The following is a 17,960-nucleotide window of genomic DNA, read 5'->3' on the forward strand; positions in this document are numbered from 1 at the left end:
TCTACGGTAAAAAAAATTTTACGCTCTTTCCCTTTTTCTTTCTTTCCCGGATTAACGTAGAGGAAATATCAATCAGCGGAGCATTGAAATAAGTTACATGTTTATATTTCCACAAACGTTTTAGAACATTTTTATTTAAATAAGTTCTTCGCGGGTAAACATATATTTCAAACTTCTTTAGAATTTTTTTATGCTCCTTCCACTTATGAAAAGAAACCAGGTTATCTAATCCAAGTATAAGAATAAATTTTTTTTGGGAAAATTTTTTCTTTAATGCTTCTAGCGTATTTATAGTATAAGACGGCAGTGGAAGTTTAAACTCAATATCGCTGACTTTTATTTTCGGATTTTTCCCTATTGCTTTTTTAACTTGCAATAATCTCCTTTTTGCATTTGCAAGATTTTTTTTTTCTTTTAAAGGATTATGAGGAGAAACTATCAGCCATACCTGGTTTAAATCGGTTTGCTCTGCCATAAACTTTGCTATGGCAATGTGGCCATTATGAATGGGATTAAATGAGCCGAAGAGCAAACCAATTTTCATTTCCCGAGGAATTCGGAAATTAATTTTTCTGCTTCTTCGGTTGCCTTCTCTAGATTTTCATTCACAAGAATTTTATCAAACTGGTCAGCCACTTTCATTTCTTCTTTCGCTTTTGAAATTCTTTTAGCGATATTTTCCTGCGTTTCTGTTTTTCTTTCTTTGAGGCGCTGCTCCAGAATTTTTATGGAAGGCGGCATGACAAAAATTGCAAATGCCCGCCTGCCGAATTTTCTTTTCAAGTTAATTCCTCCCTGAACATCCAAATCAAATATTATGTGTTTCCCCCTGCTCCAAATTCTTTCCAGTTCTGATTGCAGCGTTCCATAAAATTGTCCGGTATAAACTTCTTCCCACTCTGCAAATTCATTTTTCTTGATTTTATTTTTGAACTCTTCTGTGGAGATGAAATAATAATCTTTTCCGTCAGTTTCATTCGGGCGTTTTGCGCGTGTGCACGCAGAAATGGAAAACTCTAACTGGTCAGAAAATTTTTGCAGAATACGGTGGACTATAGTTGTTTTGCCGGCACCGGAAGGAGCAGAAAAAATTATGAGTTTGCCATTGCTCATAAAACATTGTTGAGTTGTTCTTTGATTTTTTCCAATTCGTCCTTCATTTGTACCACCACTTTTTGAATTCCGGCATCACTCGCTTTCGAGCCGATGGTATTTATTTCTCTTCCTATTTCCTGAGAAATAAATCCAAGTTTTCTTCCGCATTCATTTTCATTCATGGTTTGCAGAAAATAATCACAGTGTGTTTTCAGGCGGACTTTTTCTTCTGTGATGTCTAATTTCTCTATATGGTAAATTAATTCCTGCTCAAAACGATTTTCGTCAATTCTATCTTTGGAAATTAATTCTTCAAGATTTTTTCTGAGTTTTTCTTTTATGATTTCAATTCTTCCTTTATCAAGAGCATCAACTTGCAAAAGATATTTCAGAACAAAATCAATCCGCTTGCGCAAATCTTTTTCAAGTGATTTTCCTTCGCTTGTTCTGAATTTATCGAGAGCCGAAACGGCTTTGCCAATACAAGAGAGTACCACTTTCCAATCGTGCGCAGTAAATTCTTCTTTCTCTGGTTTAAAAATATCAGGCATTCGCAACAAGGCAAGAAGCATTTCTTCATCGGGCAGTTTTAATTCTCTGCAAAGAGATTTTAATTCCGCAAAATGTTTTTTAGCAATGGTTTTATTCAGCGAAACATGTCTTTCTTCGAGTGAAGAATCAAATATAACGGTCAAATCAATTTTTCCCCGCCTGAGTTTTTCAGAAAGAAAATTTTTTAATTCAATCTCTTTGTCGCGAAATAAATTGGGAAGCCGGAAATTTGTATCCAGTCCCTTGCTGTTTACTGAACGCGCTTCCACAGAAATTTTTCTATCCTTCACCTTGCCGGCCGATTTGCCGAAACCAGTCATTGATTTAATCATGCTGCGAATATCAGATAAATATTGAAGACAACAATCACTCAAACATCTCCTTCATCCGCTCGAAAAAACTTTTGTCTTTTTTATCGGGATGCGGTTCGAAGTTTTCTGACTCGCGGAGTTTTTCGAGCGCCTTTTTTTCCTCGGAAGATAAATGCTGGGGAGTCCAAACATTGATGCTGATAAGCAAATCTCCCCTGCCGTAGCCGTTCACATCGGGGATTCCTTTTCCCTTTAGCCGGAGAATTTTTCCGGGCTGAGTTCCGGCATCAATTTTCACTTTTGCTTTTCCTTCCAGCGTTGGCACTTCCACTGAAGTTCCTATAGCCGCGTCTACAAAATTCAAATGGTGTTCGTAATAAATGTTATTTCCTTCTCTTTCGAAATGTTCGTGTTCCTGTTCTTCAATCGCGATAATCAAATCTCCAGGAATTCCTCCGCGCGGTCCTGCATTTCCTTTTCCGCTCATGGAAAGTTGCATTCCTTCCACAACTCCTGCCGGAATATTTATGGTAATCACTTCTTCTCCGCGCATGATTCCATCACCGTTGCAATAGCGGCATTTATCAGTGATGATTTGTCCTTCACCTCCGCATTGCGGGCAAGTGGAAGCAGTTTGCATGTAGCCAAGAATAGTTTGCTGCGTACGCGTTACTTGCCCGGTTCCTCGGCAAGTGGAGCAAGTGCTGAAGCCCGAACCTTTTTGCGCGCCTGTTCCGTTACAATGCGAGCATGAAATATATTTATGAACTTTAATTTTTTTCTCAACACCTTTCGCAATTTCTTCGAGCGTAAGTTTTACTTTGATGCGGAGATTGGTTCCTTTGTTTACTCTTCTCCTGCTTCTCTGTCCGCCTCCGAAAAAACTTTCAAACGGATGCTCGCCTCCGAAAATATCTCCGAAGCGCGAAAAAATATCTTCCATGTCCATGTGCTGAAATCCTCCACCGCCATAGCTGCCACCACTATATCCTCCTCCGACTCCGGCATGACCGTGCTGGTCGTATCGTTTGCGCTTGTCATTATCTCCAAGTATTTCGTATGCCTCAGCCGCTTCTTTAAATTTTTCTTCGGCTTCTTTGTTATTTGGATTTCTGTCAGGATGAAATTCCAATGCCTTCTTTCGGTATGCTTTTTTTATTTCATCCGCGCTTGCTCCTTTCGGAACTCCTAATATGTCATAATAATCTCGCTTCGCCATAAAATTTTATTTCCTGTTAACGAAATAACGAATTTGTTTGCGAATTTTACAAATCGGAGTTGTATTCATTCGTAATATTCGTTATTAGATTTGTTGCTTCGTAACCAGAAAAATTATTGTCCAACAATTACTTTAGCATGCCGAATCACTTTTCCATTCAGATAATATCCTTTTTCCACTTCCTCAATCACTTTTCCTTTTTGTTCTTCCGAAGGAGCGGGAACATTGGTGACTGCATCGTGTAAATCAGGATTAAAAATTTCTCCTGTAGATTTCATTTCCTGCAAGCCGCTTTGCATTAAAATATTTTTGAGTTTGTTGTAAATAAGTTCTTCGCCTTGTTTGAAAATATTAATATCGGAAATTTCTTTCATGGATTTAAACGCGCGTTCAAAATCATCGAGCACAGGAATTATTTTCGCAAAGATTTCTTCTCCGGCAAATTTCAGGAGTTCAATTCTTTCTTTTGAAACTCTTTTTCTAAAATTTTCGAAATCGGCATAGAGCCGGACATATTTATCGTTTAGTTCCGCAAGTTTTTCTTCAGCGGATTTTTCTTTGGGAATTTCCGCTGATTCTTTTCCGTTCTCCTTTTCTGAAGAAACATTTTCGTCTTTCACTTCTTCCGGAGAATTTTTTTCCTCCTGATTATTTTTCTTGCTCATAGATTTTTAGATGTGCTTATGCAATGTCAAATAACCTGCCACCAAAAGAGAGCAAATATAATAAAGCCAAAGTGTCGGAAAATGACAGGAGAAAATAAAAAAGACAGCCCCCCTTTTGACGAACTGTCTTATTAATTAAGGAAGGAAATTTATTTCACATACTTTTCCAACTCTGCGTCAAGTGCCGGACCACGAAGAGCTTTAGCGAGAATAATTCCATTTGCGTCAATAAGAAAGTTTGTTGGAATGGCATTAATACCGTAAATCTTGCAGGCATCAGAGTTCCACCATTTCAAATCGCTTACGTGATTCGGCCAAACCAAACCATCTTTCTCAATCGCTTTTGTCCATGCTTCTTTCTGATTGTCGAGCGACACGGAATAAATTTCAAAACCTTTGGCGTCTTTAAATTTTTTATCCTTGAATTTATTGTAAGCCGCCACCACATTCGGATTTTCATAGCGGCACGGACCACACCACGAAGCCCAGAAATCTACCAGCACAATTTTTCCTTTGAACGAAGAGAGAAAAATAAATTTTCCGTCAACGCCCGGAAGTTTCAGTTCGGGCGCTTTGTTGCCGATTTCCAAACCGACTACGGGTTCTGTTTTCTGTCCCGAAGGGATCCCTCCCGAAAAAGAAAAAAGAGTTGCTGTGGCGATTAAAATGAGAAGTGAAATTATTTTTTTCATATTGAAAAGTTTTTTGTTATTTACTTCCTTACAATTTCCGCGCCAATCTTATTGAGGCGCATGTCAATATTTTGATACCCTCTGTCAATCTGCTCAATATTATGAATTTTACTTTTCCCTTCAGCGCTCATGGCGGCAATTAATAATGCAACACCCGCTCTTATATCAGGAGAACTCATTTCAATTCCGCGAAGTGAATATTGGCGATTAATTCCAATCACGGTTGCGCGGTGCGGGTCGCATAAAATTATTTGCGCGCCCATGTCAATTAATTTATCTACAAAAAATAATCTGCTCTCAAACATTTTCTGGTGAATCAAAACTGTTCCCTTCGCCTGAGTTGCGGTAACTAAAATCACGCTGAGCAAATCGGGAGTTAAGCCGGGCCAGATTGCATCTGCGATTGTGAGAATAGAACCGTCAATGTAAGTTTCTATCTCATAATTTTTTTGCGAAGGAATAAAAATATCATCGCCTTTCAATTCCATTTGTATTCCAAGTCGTTTGAATGTATCGGGAATAATTCCGAGATGTTCGTAACCGACATTTTTAATGGTGATTTCACTCTGCGTCATTGCTGCAAGCCCTATGAAACTTCCCACTTCAATCATATCGGGAAGCAAGCGGTGCGTGCAGCCGCCCAACTTCTCCACTCCTTCAATCGTAAGAAGATTCGAACCGATGCCGGAAATTTTTGCGCCCATGCTCATCAGCATTTTACAAAGTTGCTGAATGTATGGCTCACAGGCAGCATGATAAATAATTGTTTTTCCTTTCGCGAGAGCTGCTGCTAAAATAATATTTGCAGTTCCGGTGACGGATGCTTCATCGAGCAGCATATAAGTTCCTTTCAACTGACTCGCATCTACTTTGAAAAAATTTGTCTTCTCATCGTAATCGAATCTCGCTCCGAGTTTTTGAAAGCCGATGAAGTGTGTGTCTAATCTTCTTCTTCCGATTTTATCTCCGCCAGGTTTCGGAATGTATCCTTTTCCGAACCGCGCGAGCAGCGGGCCTAAAATCATAATTGAACCGCGCAGCGCTGTGGCTTTCTTTTTGTATTCGTCCGAGAGAAGGTAATCTACGTTTACATTATCCGCTTTGAACTCGTACGTGTCTTCACTTTTCTTTTCAACTTTTACTCCGAGAGATTTTAATAAATCAATTAATTTATTTACATCAACAATGTTCGGAATATTTGAGATGGTAATTTTCTCAGGAGTAAGAAGAACAGCGCAGAGAATTTGCAGCGCTTCATTCTTCGCGCCTTGCGGAGTGATTTCTCCTTTTAATTTTTTTCCTCCGGTAACTTCGAAACTTGACATCTGCTAAATACTAATTTGTACCAATGTACTAATTACGAATTTTTACGAATGAGTGTTTTCCATCTGCCATCTGCCATTTTACATCTTACATAAAATTTATCTTCCTCTGCGATGACGGTTATTATGTCTTCTTCCTCTGTCGCGGTCTCTTCCCCTTTCATTTCTTCCGCTTCCGCTGCGTTCTTCTCTTCCCCTGCTATCATCGCGCTTTCCGGCTTTGGCAAGAATTTCGTGCGTGCCTGTCATTTGAAAATCATCCGGCACTTTTAATTTTCCCTTTGAAAGCAATTCGAGTTCCTGCAGAATCACTGCATCGTTCACTGTGTTTCGGTTCCAGATTAAATAATTTTTCTTCATGAGATTTGCAAGTGCCTCGATGAACGCAGTTTTTTCTTCTCCCGCTTTCATTGCAGATGCTTTTTCAATCAGCCGCTCAACTCCTTTTCCATAATGTTTGAAACGAATATTTCCCGAAGGATAATCTACTTTCTCCGGCTTTGCTGTAAGAATTTCTTTGGGTGGCTTCGGATAAGGAGCATCCACATCGAGTTTGAAATTCGAAATGATGAAAAGATGGTCCCAGAGTTTATGGCGGAAGTCGGTCAAATCGCGAAGTGTGGGATTCAAACGTCCCATGATTGCAATTATTGAGTTGGCAACATTATTTCTTTCTTCCTTGTTTTTTATTGTGCAGGCGTACTCGACCAGCTTCTGAATATTGCGCCCGTATTCAGGAATGATGAGATGCTCCAGCTGCGTGTTGTACTCCATGTCGTGCGGCTTTGCGGGCTCGCGGTCTTTTTCTTTTTCTTTCGAAGTTGGTCGTGCCATGATGTTGGATTAAATTAGGTTCAAAAGTAGGGAAATATTTCGAGGAGCGAAGAATGAATTACTTCACAATCTGCAGGCGTGCGAACTTGAGCAGTAATTGTTTTTGTCCGGCTTCTTCAAATTCAACGGTGGCTTTTGAATTTGGAAAACTTCCTTCCATGTTCACCACTTTTCCATTTCCGAAACGCTCGTGAGAAACCGTCATTCCTATTTGCAAATCTTTTAAATGTTCCTGCGAAGCGGTGGCGGGTTTGTATTTTGCTACTTGAGCATTTACTAATTTCGGTTTAGGATTTAGGTATTGGGAATTAGGATTTTGTTTTGGCTTTTCATGGGATTTGGAATTTGGAACTTGGGACCTGAAACTTTGTTTGAACACCGGTTCTTCATAAATTGTATCCGCCCCGTTATCTTTACGATTCCATTTTTCTCTTTCTTCGTTAAAAATATCTTCCCTGCTGTGCGAATGAGAAAACTCCAGATACTTCGGATCAATTTCCTCTATGAAGCGGCTGTGTTCTGTGTTGTAAACAGAACCTCTGCTGAAACGTGTAGCTGCAAAAGTGAGCATTGCTTTTTTCTGCGCGCGCGTGAGCGCAACGTAAAATAATCTTCGCTCTTCTTCCATATCCTCACGGGAATTTACATTAAACGAATTCGGAAAAAGATTTTCTTCTAACCCAACAATGAACACATGCGCAAATTCCAAACCTTTCGCTTGGTGAATCGTCATCAATGAAACATGGTCTCGGTTTTCGGGTTCTGTTTTTTTATCGGAGTCGGTGAGCAATGCAATGTCGGACATGAATTTGTCCAATGTCAGTGGTTTGTTGTCAGTTGTTAATGGTTTTTCTACAACTGGCGACTGACTACTAACCACTGGCTCTTGCAATTCAGGAATATCAATCGCTCTGTATTCATTTTCACCAGTAGAAAATTCCTTTAATGCTCCCAATAATTCCTCAATATTTTCATAGCGCGAAACGCCTTCGGGAGATTTATCGTTGTAAAGTTCTTTCAGAATTCTTGTTGAAGTGGCAATATGATTTCCTAAATCATAGGCGTTCGTAATCGGAAGCATCGCAGAAAAACTTTTTATCATCGTCACGAAGTCCTGGATTTTTTCGCGCGTGCCCGAATTTAATTCCAGCGGAAAATCTTTCAGGTTGTCCATCACGGTGAACAAACTTATGTTGTGGTCGTTCGCGGCAACAATAATTTTATCTATGGTTGTGTTTCCGATTCCGCGCGTAGGATAATTAATCACGCGCTTCATCGCTTCCTCATCGTGATTATTTATTGTGAGCCGGAAATATGCGATCAGATCTTTTATTTCTTTCCGCTGGTAAAATGAAAGCCCGCCATAAATTCTATAGGGAATATTTTTTTTCCGCAGCGCTTCCTCCATTGCGCGCGACTGCGCATTTGTTCTGTATAAAATCGCAAACTCTTTCGGGTGCATCTGATGTTGCATCATGTTTTCGAAAATCATCTGCGCCACTTTCATTCCTTCATCGTTATCGGTAAGCGCACGGATGACTTTTATTTTATCGCCTTCTTCTTTATCCGTCCACACCGTTTTTTGAATCTGGTCTTTGTTTTTCGCAATGACCGTGTTTGCCGCGTTTACAATATTTTTTGTGGAGCGGTGATTTTGTTCGAGCTTGAACGTTTTTGTATCGGGATAATCCGTTTTGAAGTTGAGAATGTTCTGAATGTTCGCTCCGCGGAAAGCGTAAATGCTCTGCGCATCATCGCCCACCACGCAAATATTTTCAAAGCGTGCTGCGAGTTGCTTGATGATTACATACTGCACAAAATTTGTATCCTGGTACTCGTCCACCAAAATATATTTGAATTTGTTCTGGTATTTGTACAACACATCCGGAAAATCCCGCAGAAGAATGCTGGTGTTGCAAAGTATGTCATCAAAATCCATCGCGCCCGCCTTGAAGCAGCGCTTGCAGTAGGTTTCAAAAATATTTCCAAACTCCGGGCGACCCGACATTCTATCGTGCTCGGTGTATGTAGAATTATGCTGATACGCTTCGAACGAAAGCAAATTTGTCTTCATCTGAGAAATCCGCGCGAGCATGCCCGAGGGCTTGTATACTTTATCATCCAGATTATTCTGCTTGAGAATATCTTTGATGAGATTTTTTGAATCGTCCGTATCGTAAATTGTAAAGTTGTTCGGGTAATTTAATTTCTCGTGCTCATAGCGGAGAATGCGCGCGAACACCGAGTGAAAAGTTCCCATCCATAAATTGCGTGCCTCGCCATCGCCCACAAGATTTGTAATTTTTTCTTTCATCGAGCGCGCGGCTTTGTTGGTGAATGTGAGCGCGAGAATATTGAACGCATCCACATCTTTTTGCAGAAGATGAGCAATGCGATAGGTGAGAACACGGGTTTTCCCGGAGCCCGCGCCTGCTACAATCATTACCGGACCATCGGTGCATTGCACAGCGTCACGTTGGGAATCGTTTAGTTCATTCAGGTAACTCATATCTTATCTACTAATTTACTAATCATTACTAATGTACCAATAACTGCCGTTCTTTCAATTAGTATATTAGTACAGATTGGTACATTAGTAGGTCAACGAAGATAACTCAATTTAACAGAGAAAAGTATCCTGTTGAAAAAATTGTGGGGATGAAACGGATTGACTACTTTTTGTTTCTAATCTTAATCAAATGAAAAAGTTTTTATTTATTACTCTCATTGCATTTGGAATAAATGCAAAGGCGCAGATTAATTATGAAACAAGTTATCCTATGAGCAACTATAGTGATTATTTACATTTCGTGAGATTAGAATCGTCAGGAGATAAATACTGTAAATGGAGTATTGCTAATAATGCAGCAAATAATAAATTGACGTTGTATAATCTGAACCATTCAGTTTTCAGACAAATATCGATTCCTCTTCAAGTAGATACGTTTAATTATCAAATTTGGTATTTAGCAGAAATGTTATTTGATAATGACAGTACAGATATAGATTATTTAATTACAAATGGTATGTTTTCCTCTGCTTTTGCACCATATGTGAAAATATATAATGAGAATAGTTCTTTGCTTTTTTTTGAAGATTCAGCATCTGTAAATTGGGGAACAGGAAGCCCGGGAGGATTCGATTATAGGGGGCCAATTTTTAATACAGATAGTGGAACAAAAATGATACTTACAAAATACAACAATCTTGCCCCAATAACTCCTAGCCAATCAAAAGTTTATAATTTACCCTCAAAATTAAACTGTGGTTGTTCTATTGGTAATGGAAATATTGCAACTGGAAATCCCAGCATAATTTCTAACCCAAATCGATTTCTTTCCAACCCCTACCCCAACCCCGCCATCAACTCCACCCGCATTGATTATACTTTTCCCAGCGGAGTAAATGAAGGCGAAATTGTTTTTTATACTCTGCAGGGCAAAGAAATAAAACGATTCAAAGTGGATAAAACTTTTGATCATCTTTTAATTTCTACTGCTGATATTCCCGCAGGAACTTATTTTTACCAACTGCAAACAAACTCGCAGGCAAGCGAGGGGAAGAAACTCGTAGTTATTCGTTAGCGTTTAATGCACGCCCGGCTGAAGGTTTCAGAAAATCCTGCATGTGAGCAGCGCAATATCGTCCACGTATTCTTTCGCGCCTTTGTAATCGCTCACGCTCTGAATAATTTTTTTGTTAATCTCTTTTATTTTGGAAGTGTGCCCGTGCTTTTCTAAAATTTCTTTCACGCGCTTCACGCCAAACTCTTCTTCGTTTTCATTTTCCTGCTCCACCACTCCATCGGTATAGCAAAAAAGCACTGTGCCCGGCTCAATGTTCATCACTCCTTCTTTTACTTTTTTCAAATCCTCTAACATTCCCAAGCCGGTGGTTCCTATTTTCAGCGAAGCAATGGAGCCGCCTTTGTCGAGCAGCAGCGGAGGATTATGTCCCGCATTCACGTAGGTGAAATTTTTTGTAACGAGATTATATTTTGCAATAAAGAGCGTGATGAAGCGCTCACCCTGCGCAATTTCGTTTACTTTATAATTTAATTCGCGCACAAGGTCGGCAAGCGAACTGGTGCGGTGAAGAAGAATGCGGAGGTTCGCCTGAAAATTACTCATGAGCAGCGCGGCAGAAACTCCTTTACCCGACACATCGGCAATGCAAAACGCCACTTCCTGCTCGTTGATGCGGACAAAATCATAATAGTCACCGCCAATTTCCTGGTGCGCAATGTAGACCGCATCCATTTCCAGTTGCGCATCGTTCGGAAGTTCGCGCGGAAAAAGCATGTGCTGCATCTGCGAAGCGACTTCCAGTTCTTTTTTAATTGCCGCCTGCTTCATGCTGTCTTTCGCGAGACGTTTGTTTTCAATAGCAACCACCAAAATATTGGTAAGCGTTTGAATGAAGTTCAGTTCTTTCACGCTCGCGCTCATTCCCAATTGTTCTTCGTCAATATCGCCCACCAGCGCGTAAGCAAGCGGAAGGTCTTTATGAAAAACCGGAATCACCACTTCCACGTTGTGCTGCTTGAGCGCTTTTGCAATGGGAACGAGTTCGCCTGTGCCGGGAGCAAAATCCATGAGCGTAATATCTTTTAGCGGAAGAAGAAATTTTTCCACTTCTTTCGGTGAGAAGGATGCTTCCATTCCGAATTTGAGAACGGCTTTCCATTCTCCATCGAAGGCATATAAAACCAATTTGCCAACGTTGAGCTGGTTCCTCAGCACCGATTCGTAAATCTTAAGAAGTTCGCGGGTTTTGGTGTTTGAATTAATGGCTTTGGTCACCTCGAGCAGCGAAGCAAGTTTCACCTCCAGCAATTTGGATTTCGATATTGACTTTGTAGTGACTTCAGGCATTTTCTTTACAGGGTTTTTCAAAATTCTTTTCTAAAGTTTTGTAAATATACAATAAGTATTTTGAAGAATAAAATTAAATTGATTTATAAGTAAGACGTCAAAAGAAAGTAAATGGTTGCTTGGTACAAAAAATATTTACGAAAGTTTTATAACTATTTCAGGAAGTTTTCTCATAGCGGCAAGTTCGCGGAACTTTTTCATGGATTCATCGGCAGGACTGCCGAGATAGGTTTTTCCGCCTTCCAGATTTTTTGCCGGTGCCGATTGCCCGAGCAGCACTGCACCTTTCCCGATTTTTATTTTTGATGGAACGCCCACCTGCCCCCATAACACAACATCATCTTCAATTATGCACGCACCCGAAATTCCCACCTGCGAAGCGAACAAACAATTCTTCCCCACTTTTGTATCGTGCCCCACTTGCACGTGATTGTCAATTTTTGTTCCGCGCCCGATAATTGTTTCTCCGGTCACACCACGGTCAATGCTTGAGAGAGCGCCAATCTCCACGTTGTCTTCAATAATTACCTTTCCGCAGGAGAAAAGTTTATCGTGCCCGGTTGCGCGCTTCTTGTAATAAAAAGCATCGGCTCCAATCACAACGCCCGAATGAAGAATCACATTGCTGCCGATGATGCAATTATCATAAATGGTTACGTTGGGATGAATGGTGCAGTTATCGCCTATGCGAACATTATCTCCTATGAAACAATTCGGCATGATGCGCGTGTTTTTACCGATGACGGCAGAATCGCTGATGGGTTTCTGCGAAAACGAGCGCGAGGAAAACTGCGCGGTAATTCTGTTGAAGGCGGAGAAAGGGTCATCACAAACAAGCAGCGCTTTTCCTTCGGGGCAATCCACTTTCTTATTGATGATGACAACCGCTGCTTTTGATTCGAGCGCCTTGCCGTAATATTTCGGATGGTCAACAAAAACAATATCGCCTTCTTCCACCACATTGATTTCGTTTATTCCTTCCACAATTATTTTTTCATTGCCGGTTATTTCAGCGCTGATGAGAGAAGCAATGTCTTTTAATTTCTGTGGTGATGAAAATTTCATAGGTACGGATAACTAAACATTACGAAATTACGAATTACAATTACTTATTTTCTTTTTCATCTTGCAGAGATATTGTGCCCTTAATGTTTTTGATTTTATATTTTGTGAAATCGCGGTTCGATTCAAGTCCGTCACCGTACATCACTTCGTCTTTGGTAGTTATTTTCACAAACGCATCGGTGTAAATTTTATCTTTCCCTTCTTCCCAGATTAAATCTTCGGTGTTTAATTTTTCATCTTTAATATTCACTACTTCCACATTTCGCTTCACTTCCATTTTTTCTTCCTTCTCCCAGCGGATTCCGTAATCGGCTTTTAGTTTTGAATTTACTTTCATGGAGTCGTCATAAAAAAGAACATTCACTCCTTTGGGAAATTCAACATATGGTTTTTCTTTGTTGAAGCGGTCGAGTTGCGGACCGGAAAGTTTCATTTTCACTTTTCCGGAATCGCTGTACATAATTTCAACATCCTTCATTGTTTCCAAAGGAGCATTTTTGTCTATGGTAACCTGGTTGATGGTTTGAATATCGGTGCGGCAGGAAAGAAGAAGCCCCAACCCTAAAGGGAGAAATAAAAAAATAATTACACTTCTGGGATTAAATAAAAAATTGCTTTTACTCCCTTTAGGGAAGGGGTATATTCTAATCATATTTTCTTTTGATAAACCATTTATCGTTCAGCGTGAAGCCGAGAATCACTTTCACGTATTTTTCGCGAACGAGATTATTTTCTGTAGTTCCGAATTGCCCGAGTTCTACCGCAACATTTATGATGGACTGCGAATACGTATCTCCCACTTTAATTTTTTTCAGCGGGAAACCTGCGCCAAAAGTAATTGCTCTATCTTTCAACTGCACATTATTCAAATCAAGATATGAACTGGCATAGCGAAAACCTGCGCGGTAAAATATTTTTTTTGCGTAGGATTCTTTTGTTCCTGCTGACTTGTTCGGAACATATTGCACTCCAAAAGAAATTCGCTGGCTGTTTTTCAAAAGTCCCGCTTGATTAAGCGAAGAGAAGGATGACCATTGCTGCAGGGAATAATCAAAACCGAAAAGCCATTTATCTCCTTTCTTCAAAACAACACCTCCGCCAAACATCATCGGAATAATCACTGTGTCTTTTACATCCTGATCGTTGAGGATAGTATCTTTCATCACTTCCACTCCGAAATAATTTGTATACGTTGCGGCAAAAGTGGAGCGCTTTGCTTTCAGATAACTTTTCATTCCGCCCGTTGCGCCCAGTGTGAGCGACCAGTTTTTCTTCAGTTGAATTTTATATTGTGTTCCAAGCGTAAAGTAAAAATTGCTTACGCGGGTTGTCTGCGAAAATCTGGTATTATAAAAACCTGAGCCGCTGGGAAAAGAATCGCGGCTGGAAAAAACCAAATCGCCAAAAAGATAAGCGGCATTTACTCCCAGCGAAAAATTTTTTATGCGAAAACCATTTCCAAAGTAAAGTTGATTTAAACCGCCTTCGCCCTGGTAAGAATATTTCACCGTGCCGATGCTGTCCTGAGATTGCTCGGTGTGAATTTTATATCCGACCGAACTATACGGTAGCAAACCAAAACTTGCTCCCCACCATTTCGTAACCGGAAACGCAAGCGCCATGTGCGAAAGCGCAGTTTGATTGGAAGAAAATTTTTTGCCGGTGGTTTCCAGTTTTGTGAAATTGCTTCTCACACCAAAATCAAAAGCCGTGAGCCGCAGCGAAGAATGCGAAGCCGGATTGGAAGTATTAATAAAGTAAGGCGCAGTGGTATCATTGCGCAGCGCGTTATAAATTCCTCCGAGCGGAATGTTGCTGGCAAAACCTCCGTACTGAAGTTCGCCCAAACCAAAACGCGAGTAAGGAGAATTGGTGAACGATTGTCCAACGGAAATTAAAAAAGAAAAATTAAAAATTAAAAAAATACTAAAACTGAAAACTGAAAACTGAAAACTGAAACTTTTATTCAACATTATAATTTAGAATTACGTTAAGCCCCTTCAGCACTAAAAATGAATCTGCAAAGATGTTAGAATTTCCGCTCGCAGAGATATTAAAAATCTTTTCAAGGAATTTCATATAACCACCCGTGCAAACGACTTTAACATCGGGATATTGTTCTTTGTAACGCGAAATAATGCCTTTCACTTCTTCTGCCACTCCGTTCATCACACCGGAAAAAATGGACTCATCGGTGTTTTCTCCTATGAGTTTATCAAAATATTTATAATTGAGAAGTGGAAGTTTATCGGTGAATTGATTCAGCGCTTTGAAACGCATTTCAATTCCCGGAGAAATTCCTCCGCCTAAATATTGATTCTCCTCGTTCACAAAATCATATTTAATGCACGTGCCGGCATCAACCGCCAGCACATTTTGATTTCTGAAGAGAGAATTTGCGCCTACTGCACATGCTAAACGGTCTTTGCCTAATGTTTCAGGAGTTCGATAAATATTTTCAATCGGAAGTTTTGTTTCGTGGGAGAGTTCAATAGAATTATATTTTGATTTTATATATTCAAAAATATTTTTGTCATAATTCGCAACCGAGGAAAGAATCACATTTTTAACGGAAGAATTTTTCAAAAGAAGTTCTTGTAAATTGTCTATGGAAATCTTTTCGAAAGAAGAAAAAGAAATTAATTCTTTTCCATCAAACACAGCCGTTTTTGCAAGTGTATTTCCTATGTCAATCACCAAATTCACAGAGCGAAATTAGCAAATGCTGATTACACAGATTTATTTACATTTGCCATTCGTTTTTTTGAAAAAGAAATTTTTCTGACATGGCATCTTAGCTCAGTTGGTAGAGCAACGGACTGAAAATCCGTGTGTCGCTGGTTCAACTCCAGCAGGTGCCACAAACAGCAAGACGCTCGGTTTTCATAGGGGAAATCGAGCGTCTTTTGCTTTTAATAGGCTTCAATTTCAACTTTGAAAAAGGACTCAAGTGGGGTGGCAAGTGGGGAATGGAGTGGGGAAATTTCAGGATGCCTTTCCGAATACGCTGAAATCCTGCGCCACTTTTCCAATCACTTTTTTATCGAAGTAATGGTCTTCCAAAACTTTTAATGCGCTGTGTCCGGTGATTATTCTTGCGTTCTCTGCGCCAATTCTTGCAGCAAGCGCGCTGGCGTGCGTTTTACGGAGTGACTTGAAAGTTTTATTGATCCCGATTTGCTTTGCGTAATGTCCGAAAGCTCTCCATAAATGCCTTGCCATTGTATCGCGTTTCATTCTTTCTGAATCAGCGATGATATATTTTTCTGTTCCCCTGTTTTCATTATACCCCAATTTCAATAAAAGTTTTTTCAGTTCGGCAGTAATCGGGATTGAAACATATTTTTTAGAATCCCCTTGCAGGTTTTTAATTTTATTCACCTTGATGTCTTCTGATTTTATGAAAGTCATTTCCTCTTTTTCTTCTGTGATGGAAGAAAAACGCAGGTGAAAAATTTCAGCGGCTCTTCTTCCGCTGAATATGGAAAGCAGAATTGCATCCCTGAGCCAGGGTTTCCAAAGTGATTTTATTTCTCCGGTGCTGAGTTTTTCTTTTCCTAATTCTTTGTTCTGAACCGCTTCTAATATTTTTTCGAGTTCTTCTTCTGTAATTGATTCTATATCCATTGCCTTTACAGAATGTCTTCTCACTCCTTCAAAAATATTCTGAATCTGGTAACCTTCTTGTGTAATCAGCCATTTATACATCGTTGTAAAGTAGCCGAGATATTTATTAATTGTTCTTCCCGATAATTTTTTCTGCTGCATATAGTCATAGAATACTCCTACTGCGTGTTTATCGATATCCGTAATTTTTAATTCCTCTAAAAAATATCCTGATTCCTTTAGTGCAGTAATCAGGCAAGCCATTCCTCGTGAAATATCATCCAAATGTTCTTTACTGCGCGGTCGAAACATATACGAGGGGCAGATTTCTTTATCTCCTGAAAGAAATCCGAGATACCTTGATTGAATCTGAAGTAAAAGTTGCGGTTGGATATTATTCTCCGTTTGAATTTTTCTTTCTGTAATTTTATTTTGTCTGATAATTTTTGAAGAGGATATTTCAGCGAAATTATTTTCCTCCATTTCCTTTCTGAATTGAATCGCTTGTGAAATTGCTTCATCGAGATTCCGCGTGTCAAAAATCTTGGTGACTCTTTTATTTTTCGTGCCGGGAATATGAAGGTAGATTTTGAAACGATGCTTATCGGCAAACGGGCAACGCTGAATGGGTTTATCGGTGTCTCTGCATGTTTCGGCAACATTGGTATTGCATTTGGTGCAGAATACAGTTAGCCCTCTGTAACTTTTTGAGGGTGGAATGTAAAGCGGTTTTACCATAGTGTTTATTTTTTAGTTGCTATTTCCAAAAGTTTATTCAGATACTTTGCTTCGTTTTTTCCTTGAGGAAGATATTTTTTTGATTTATTATTTACTGTTGAAAGTTTTGCCGTTGGATTTTCTCCGATAAGTTCTTCAGAAAAAAACCGTTCATGCCAATCAGGATATTTCTTTTTCATCTCTTCAATGATTGGCTTCATAATTTTGAAATAAAATTCCTGCTCGTAAATATATTTGCCTCCCACATCGCTGAAAATTGTTACTCCATGCTTTTCGCACCATGCATCGAAGGTTCTTGCATCTTTGATTTTGAGCAGAGCCATCGCTTCCTTTATTCTCAATATTGGAATCGGTAAATTCACTATACAACTTCGGTGTTTTCATGCCCTTATTTTTTGCTTTGAACTTCGGGATATTCTTTCAGCAGCCCAAACTTTTGTAAGGAAGTTTGTCTGCTTTCTCTTTGAAAGGAGCCAATAAGTTTCAGCAATAAAATTTGGACATGTGAAAAATTTATAGCATACCATTATCAAAAACCTGTCAAGGAATTTTTTTGTCAGAGTTCGCCATGAAGCATTCGGGAGCATTCGGGAATGTTCGGGAAGTTTCGGAAACTTAGAGTAACCTAAGAAAACTTTTTGTTAGTTAAGGTTAATTGATGCCAGAGAAAGTTTGTCATATAATATGACTTTTATGACAAAATGTTTTTTTCAATTTGTCATAAAAAAATTTATAAAAAATAAAAACTGTCTATAATTTTTTTTTAAAAGTCCATGTGATTCGGTTAGGATGGTTCTGTGATTCGATTACGATGGATTGCGATGCAATGCGATGCATTACGGTGCAGGACAAAAAGAATGTGATAGCTATATGGATGCAGTATGAAGCATGCATCAAAGGAACATGAAGGGTGCATCAAGGGTGCAGGAAAGGAACATATAGGGTTTTGATGGGTACATCTATGCAAGCAAAAAAAATTCGTGAAAA

17 protein-coding genes and 1 tRNA gene are annotated in these 17,960 nt (G+C 39.4%); 2 read left to right on the plus strand and 16 right to left on the minus strand.

Annotated elements, in window-relative coordinates:
* Position 1: 1 nt before the first annotated feature.
* The 9 genes from HY063_11495 to HY063_11535 all read right to left on the minus strand — a co-directional run bounded on the left by HY063_11495 (position 2) and on the right by HY063_11535 (position 9,199).
* Complete coding sequence (locus HY063_11495; protein ID MBI3502406.1) at positions 2 to 544, minus strand: nicotinate-nucleotide adenylyltransferase; 543 nt, start codon at positions 542 to 544, stop codon at positions 2 to 4.
* Complete coding sequence (gene gmk, locus HY063_11500) at positions 541 to 1,113, minus strand: guanylate kinase (GenBank protein ID MBI3502407.1); 573 nt, start codon at positions 1,111 to 1,113, stop codon at positions 541 to 543. Before gmk ends, HY063_11495 begins: the two co-directional genes overlap by 4 nt.
* Positions 1,110 to 1,979 (minus strand): YicC family protein, encoded by an 870-nt coding sequence (locus HY063_11505; GenBank protein ID MBI3502408.1) that lies wholly within the window; start codon positions 1,977 to 1,979, stop codon positions 1,110 to 1,112. Before HY063_11505 ends, gmk begins: the two co-directional genes overlap by 4 nt.
* 34 nt (positions 1,980 to 2,013) lie before the next feature.
* Positions 2,014 to 3,177: a molecular chaperone DnaJ gene (gene dnaJ / locus HY063_11510; protein MBI3502409.1), complete on the minus strand. Its 1,164-nt coding sequence runs from the start codon at positions 3,175 to 3,177 to the stop codon at positions 2,014 to 2,016.
* 113 nt (positions 3,178 to 3,290) lie between these two features.
* Entirely contained in the window at positions 3,291 to 3,842 is a 552-nt protein-coding gene (locus tag HY063_11515) for a nucleotide exchange factor GrpE (GenBank protein ID MBI3502410.1), read from the minus strand.
* Between the two features lie 149 nt (positions 3,843 to 3,991).
* Positions 3,992 to 4,534 carry a TlpA family protein disulfide reductase gene (locus HY063_11520; protein MBI3502411.1) on the minus strand — a complete coding sequence of 181 codons (543 nt, stop codon included), beginning with the start codon at positions 4,532 to 4,534 and terminating at the stop codon, positions 3,992 to 3,994.
* 20 nt (positions 4,535 to 4,554) lie between these two features.
* A complete protein-coding gene (gene murA, locus HY063_11525) occupies positions 4,555 to 5,859 on the minus strand; it encodes a UDP-N-acetylglucosamine 1-carboxyvinyltransferase (GenBank protein MBI3502412.1) in 1,305 nt (434 codons plus the stop codon).
* A gap of 96 nt (positions 5,860 to 5,955) precedes the next feature.
* Positions 5,956 to 6,630 (minus strand): DUF4290 domain-containing protein, encoded by a 675-nt coding sequence (locus HY063_11530; GenBank protein ID MBI3502413.1) that lies wholly within the window; start codon positions 6,628 to 6,630, stop codon positions 5,956 to 5,958.
* A 118-nt stretch (positions 6,631 to 6,748) separates the two neighbouring features.
* Positions 6,749 to 9,199, minus strand: a complete 2,451-nt coding sequence (locus HY063_11535) for a UvrD-helicase domain-containing protein (GenBank protein ID MBI3502414.1) — start codon at positions 9,197 to 9,199, stop codon at positions 6,749 to 6,751.
* 190 nt (positions 9,200 to 9,389) lie between these two features.
* Here HY063_11535 and HY063_11540 point away from each other — a divergent pair, with 190 nt between their 5' ends.
* Positions 9,390 to 10,274 carry a T9SS type A sorting domain-containing protein gene (locus HY063_11540; GenBank protein ID MBI3502415.1) on the plus strand — a complete coding sequence of 295 codons (885 nt, stop codon included), beginning with the start codon at positions 9,390 to 9,392 and terminating at the stop codon, positions 10,272 to 10,274.
* 27 nt (positions 10,275 to 10,301) lie between these two features.
* Here the strand turns inward: HY063_11540 and HY063_11545 are convergent, their stop codons facing one another.
* The 5 genes from HY063_11545 to HY063_11565 form a co-directional block, all read right to left on the minus strand.
* Positions 10,302 to 11,564: a PP2C family protein-serine/threonine phosphatase gene (locus HY063_11545; protein MBI3502416.1), complete on the minus strand. Its 1,263-nt coding sequence runs from the start codon at positions 11,562 to 11,564 to the stop codon at positions 10,302 to 10,304.
* A gap of 135 nt (positions 11,565 to 11,699) precedes the next feature.
* Entirely contained in the window at positions 11,700 to 12,629 is a 930-nt protein-coding gene (locus HY063_11550; protein MBI3502417.1) for a UDP-3-O-(3-hydroxymyristoyl)glucosamine N-acyltransferase, read from the minus strand.
* Positions 12,630 to 12,669: 40 nt separating this feature from the next.
* Positions 12,670 to 13,281 (minus strand): LPS export ABC transporter periplasmic protein LptC, encoded by a 612-nt coding sequence (gene lptC / locus HY063_11555; GenBank protein ID MBI3502418.1) that lies wholly within the window; start codon positions 13,279 to 13,281, stop codon positions 12,670 to 12,672.
* Positions 13,274 to 14,602: a hypothetical protein gene (locus HY063_11560; protein MBI3502419.1), complete on the minus strand. Its 1,329-nt coding sequence runs from the start codon at positions 14,600 to 14,602 to the stop codon at positions 13,274 to 13,276. Before HY063_11560 ends, lptC begins: the two co-directional genes overlap by 8 nt.
* Complete coding sequence (locus HY063_11565) at positions 14,592 to 15,335, minus strand: type III pantothenate kinase (protein ID MBI3502420.1); 744 nt, start codon at positions 15,333 to 15,335, stop codon at positions 14,592 to 14,594. Before HY063_11565 ends, HY063_11560 begins: the two co-directional genes overlap by 11 nt.
* A gap of 82 nt (positions 15,336 to 15,417) precedes the next feature.
* On the opposite strand from HY063_11565, the gene HY063_11570 reads away from it, so the two are divergent.
* Positions 15,418 to 15,490 (plus strand) — tRNA-Phe (locus tag HY063_11570).
* A gap of 124 nt (positions 15,491 to 15,614) precedes the next feature.
* On the opposite strand, the gene HY063_11575 is transcribed toward HY063_11570, so the two are convergent.
* Both HY063_11575 and HY063_11580 read right to left on the minus strand, forming a co-directional pair.
* The gene (locus HY063_11575; GenBank protein ID MBI3502421.1) at positions 15,615 to 16,973 is read right to left on the minus strand and encodes a tyrosine-type recombinase/integrase; all 1,359 of its coding nucleotides are present in this window, start codon (positions 16,971 to 16,973) and stop codon (positions 15,615 to 15,617) included.
* A 5-nt stretch (positions 16,974 to 16,978) separates the two neighbouring features.
* Positions 16,979 to 17,296, minus strand: coding sequence for a hypothetical protein (locus HY063_11580; GenBank protein ID MBI3502422.1), 318 nt, complete (start codon positions 17,294 to 17,296; stop codon positions 16,979 to 16,981).
* Positions 17,297 to 17,960: the final 664 nt, after the last annotated feature.

This window comes from Bacteroidota bacterium, from assembly GCA_016195025.1.
Lineage (GTDB): Bacteria > Bacteroidota > Bacteroidia > Palsa-948 > Palsa-948 > Palsa-948.

Excerpts from the sequence above, each read along its gene's own strand:
- HY063_11540 (MBI3502415.1), top strand. The coding sequence starts at position 9,390 with ATGAAAAAGTTTTTATTTATTACTCTCATTGCATTTGGAATAAATGCA.
- HY063_11505 (MBI3502408.1), bottom strand. The coding sequence starts at position 1,979 with ATGATTAAATCAATGACTGGTTTCGGCAAATCGGCCGGCAAGGTGAAG.
- HY063_11535 (MBI3502414.1), bottom strand. The coding sequence starts at position 9,199 with ATGAGTTACCTGAATGAACTAAACGATTCCCAACGTGACGCTGTGCAA.
- HY063_11520 (MBI3502411.1), bottom strand. The coding sequence starts at position 4,534 with ATGAAAAAAATAATTTCACTTCTCATTTTAATCGCCACAGCAACTCTT.
- HY063_11495 (MBI3502406.1), bottom strand. The coding sequence starts at position 544 with ATGAAAATTGGTTTGCTCTTCGGCTCATTTAATCCCATTCATAATGGC.
- HY063_11550 (MBI3502417.1), bottom strand. The coding sequence starts at position 12,629 with ATGAAATTTTCATCACCACAGAAATTAAAAGACATTGCTTCTCTCATC.
- gmk (MBI3502407.1), bottom strand. The coding sequence starts at position 1,113 with ATGAGCAATGGCAAACTCATAATTTTTTCTGCTCCTTCCGGTGCCGGC.
- HY063_11530 (MBI3502413.1), bottom strand. The coding sequence starts at position 6,630 with ATGGAGTACAACACGCAGCTGGAGCATCTCATCATTCCTGAATACGGG.
- dnaJ (MBI3502409.1), bottom strand. The coding sequence starts at position 3,177 with ATGGCGAAGCGAGATTATTATGACATATTAGGAGTTCCGAAAGGAGCA.
- HY063_11545 (MBI3502416.1), bottom strand. The coding sequence starts at position 11,564 with ATGCCTGAAGTCACTACAAAGTCAATATCGAAATCCAAATTGCTGGAG.
- HY063_11560 (MBI3502419.1), bottom strand. The coding sequence starts at position 14,602 with ATGTTGAATAAAAGTTTCAGTTTTCAGTTTTCAGTTTTCAGTTTTAGT.
- HY063_11515 (MBI3502410.1), bottom strand. The coding sequence starts at position 3,842 with ATGAGCAAGAAAAATAATCAGGAGGAAAAAAATTCTCCGGAAGAAGTG.
- murA (MBI3502412.1), bottom strand. The coding sequence starts at position 5,859 with ATGTCAAGTTTCGAAGTTACCGGAGGAAAAAAATTAAAAGGAGAAATC.
- HY063_11580 (MBI3502422.1), bottom strand. The coding sequence starts at position 17,296 with ATGGCTCTGCTCAAAATCAAAGATGCAAGAACCTTCGATGCATGGTGC.
- lptC (MBI3502418.1), bottom strand. The coding sequence starts at position 13,281 with ATGATTAGAATATACCCCTTCCCTAAAGGGAGTAAAAGCAATTTTTTA.
- HY063_11575 (MBI3502421.1), bottom strand. The coding sequence starts at position 16,973 with ATGGTAAAACCGCTTTACATTCCACCCTCAAAAAGTTACAGAGGGCTA.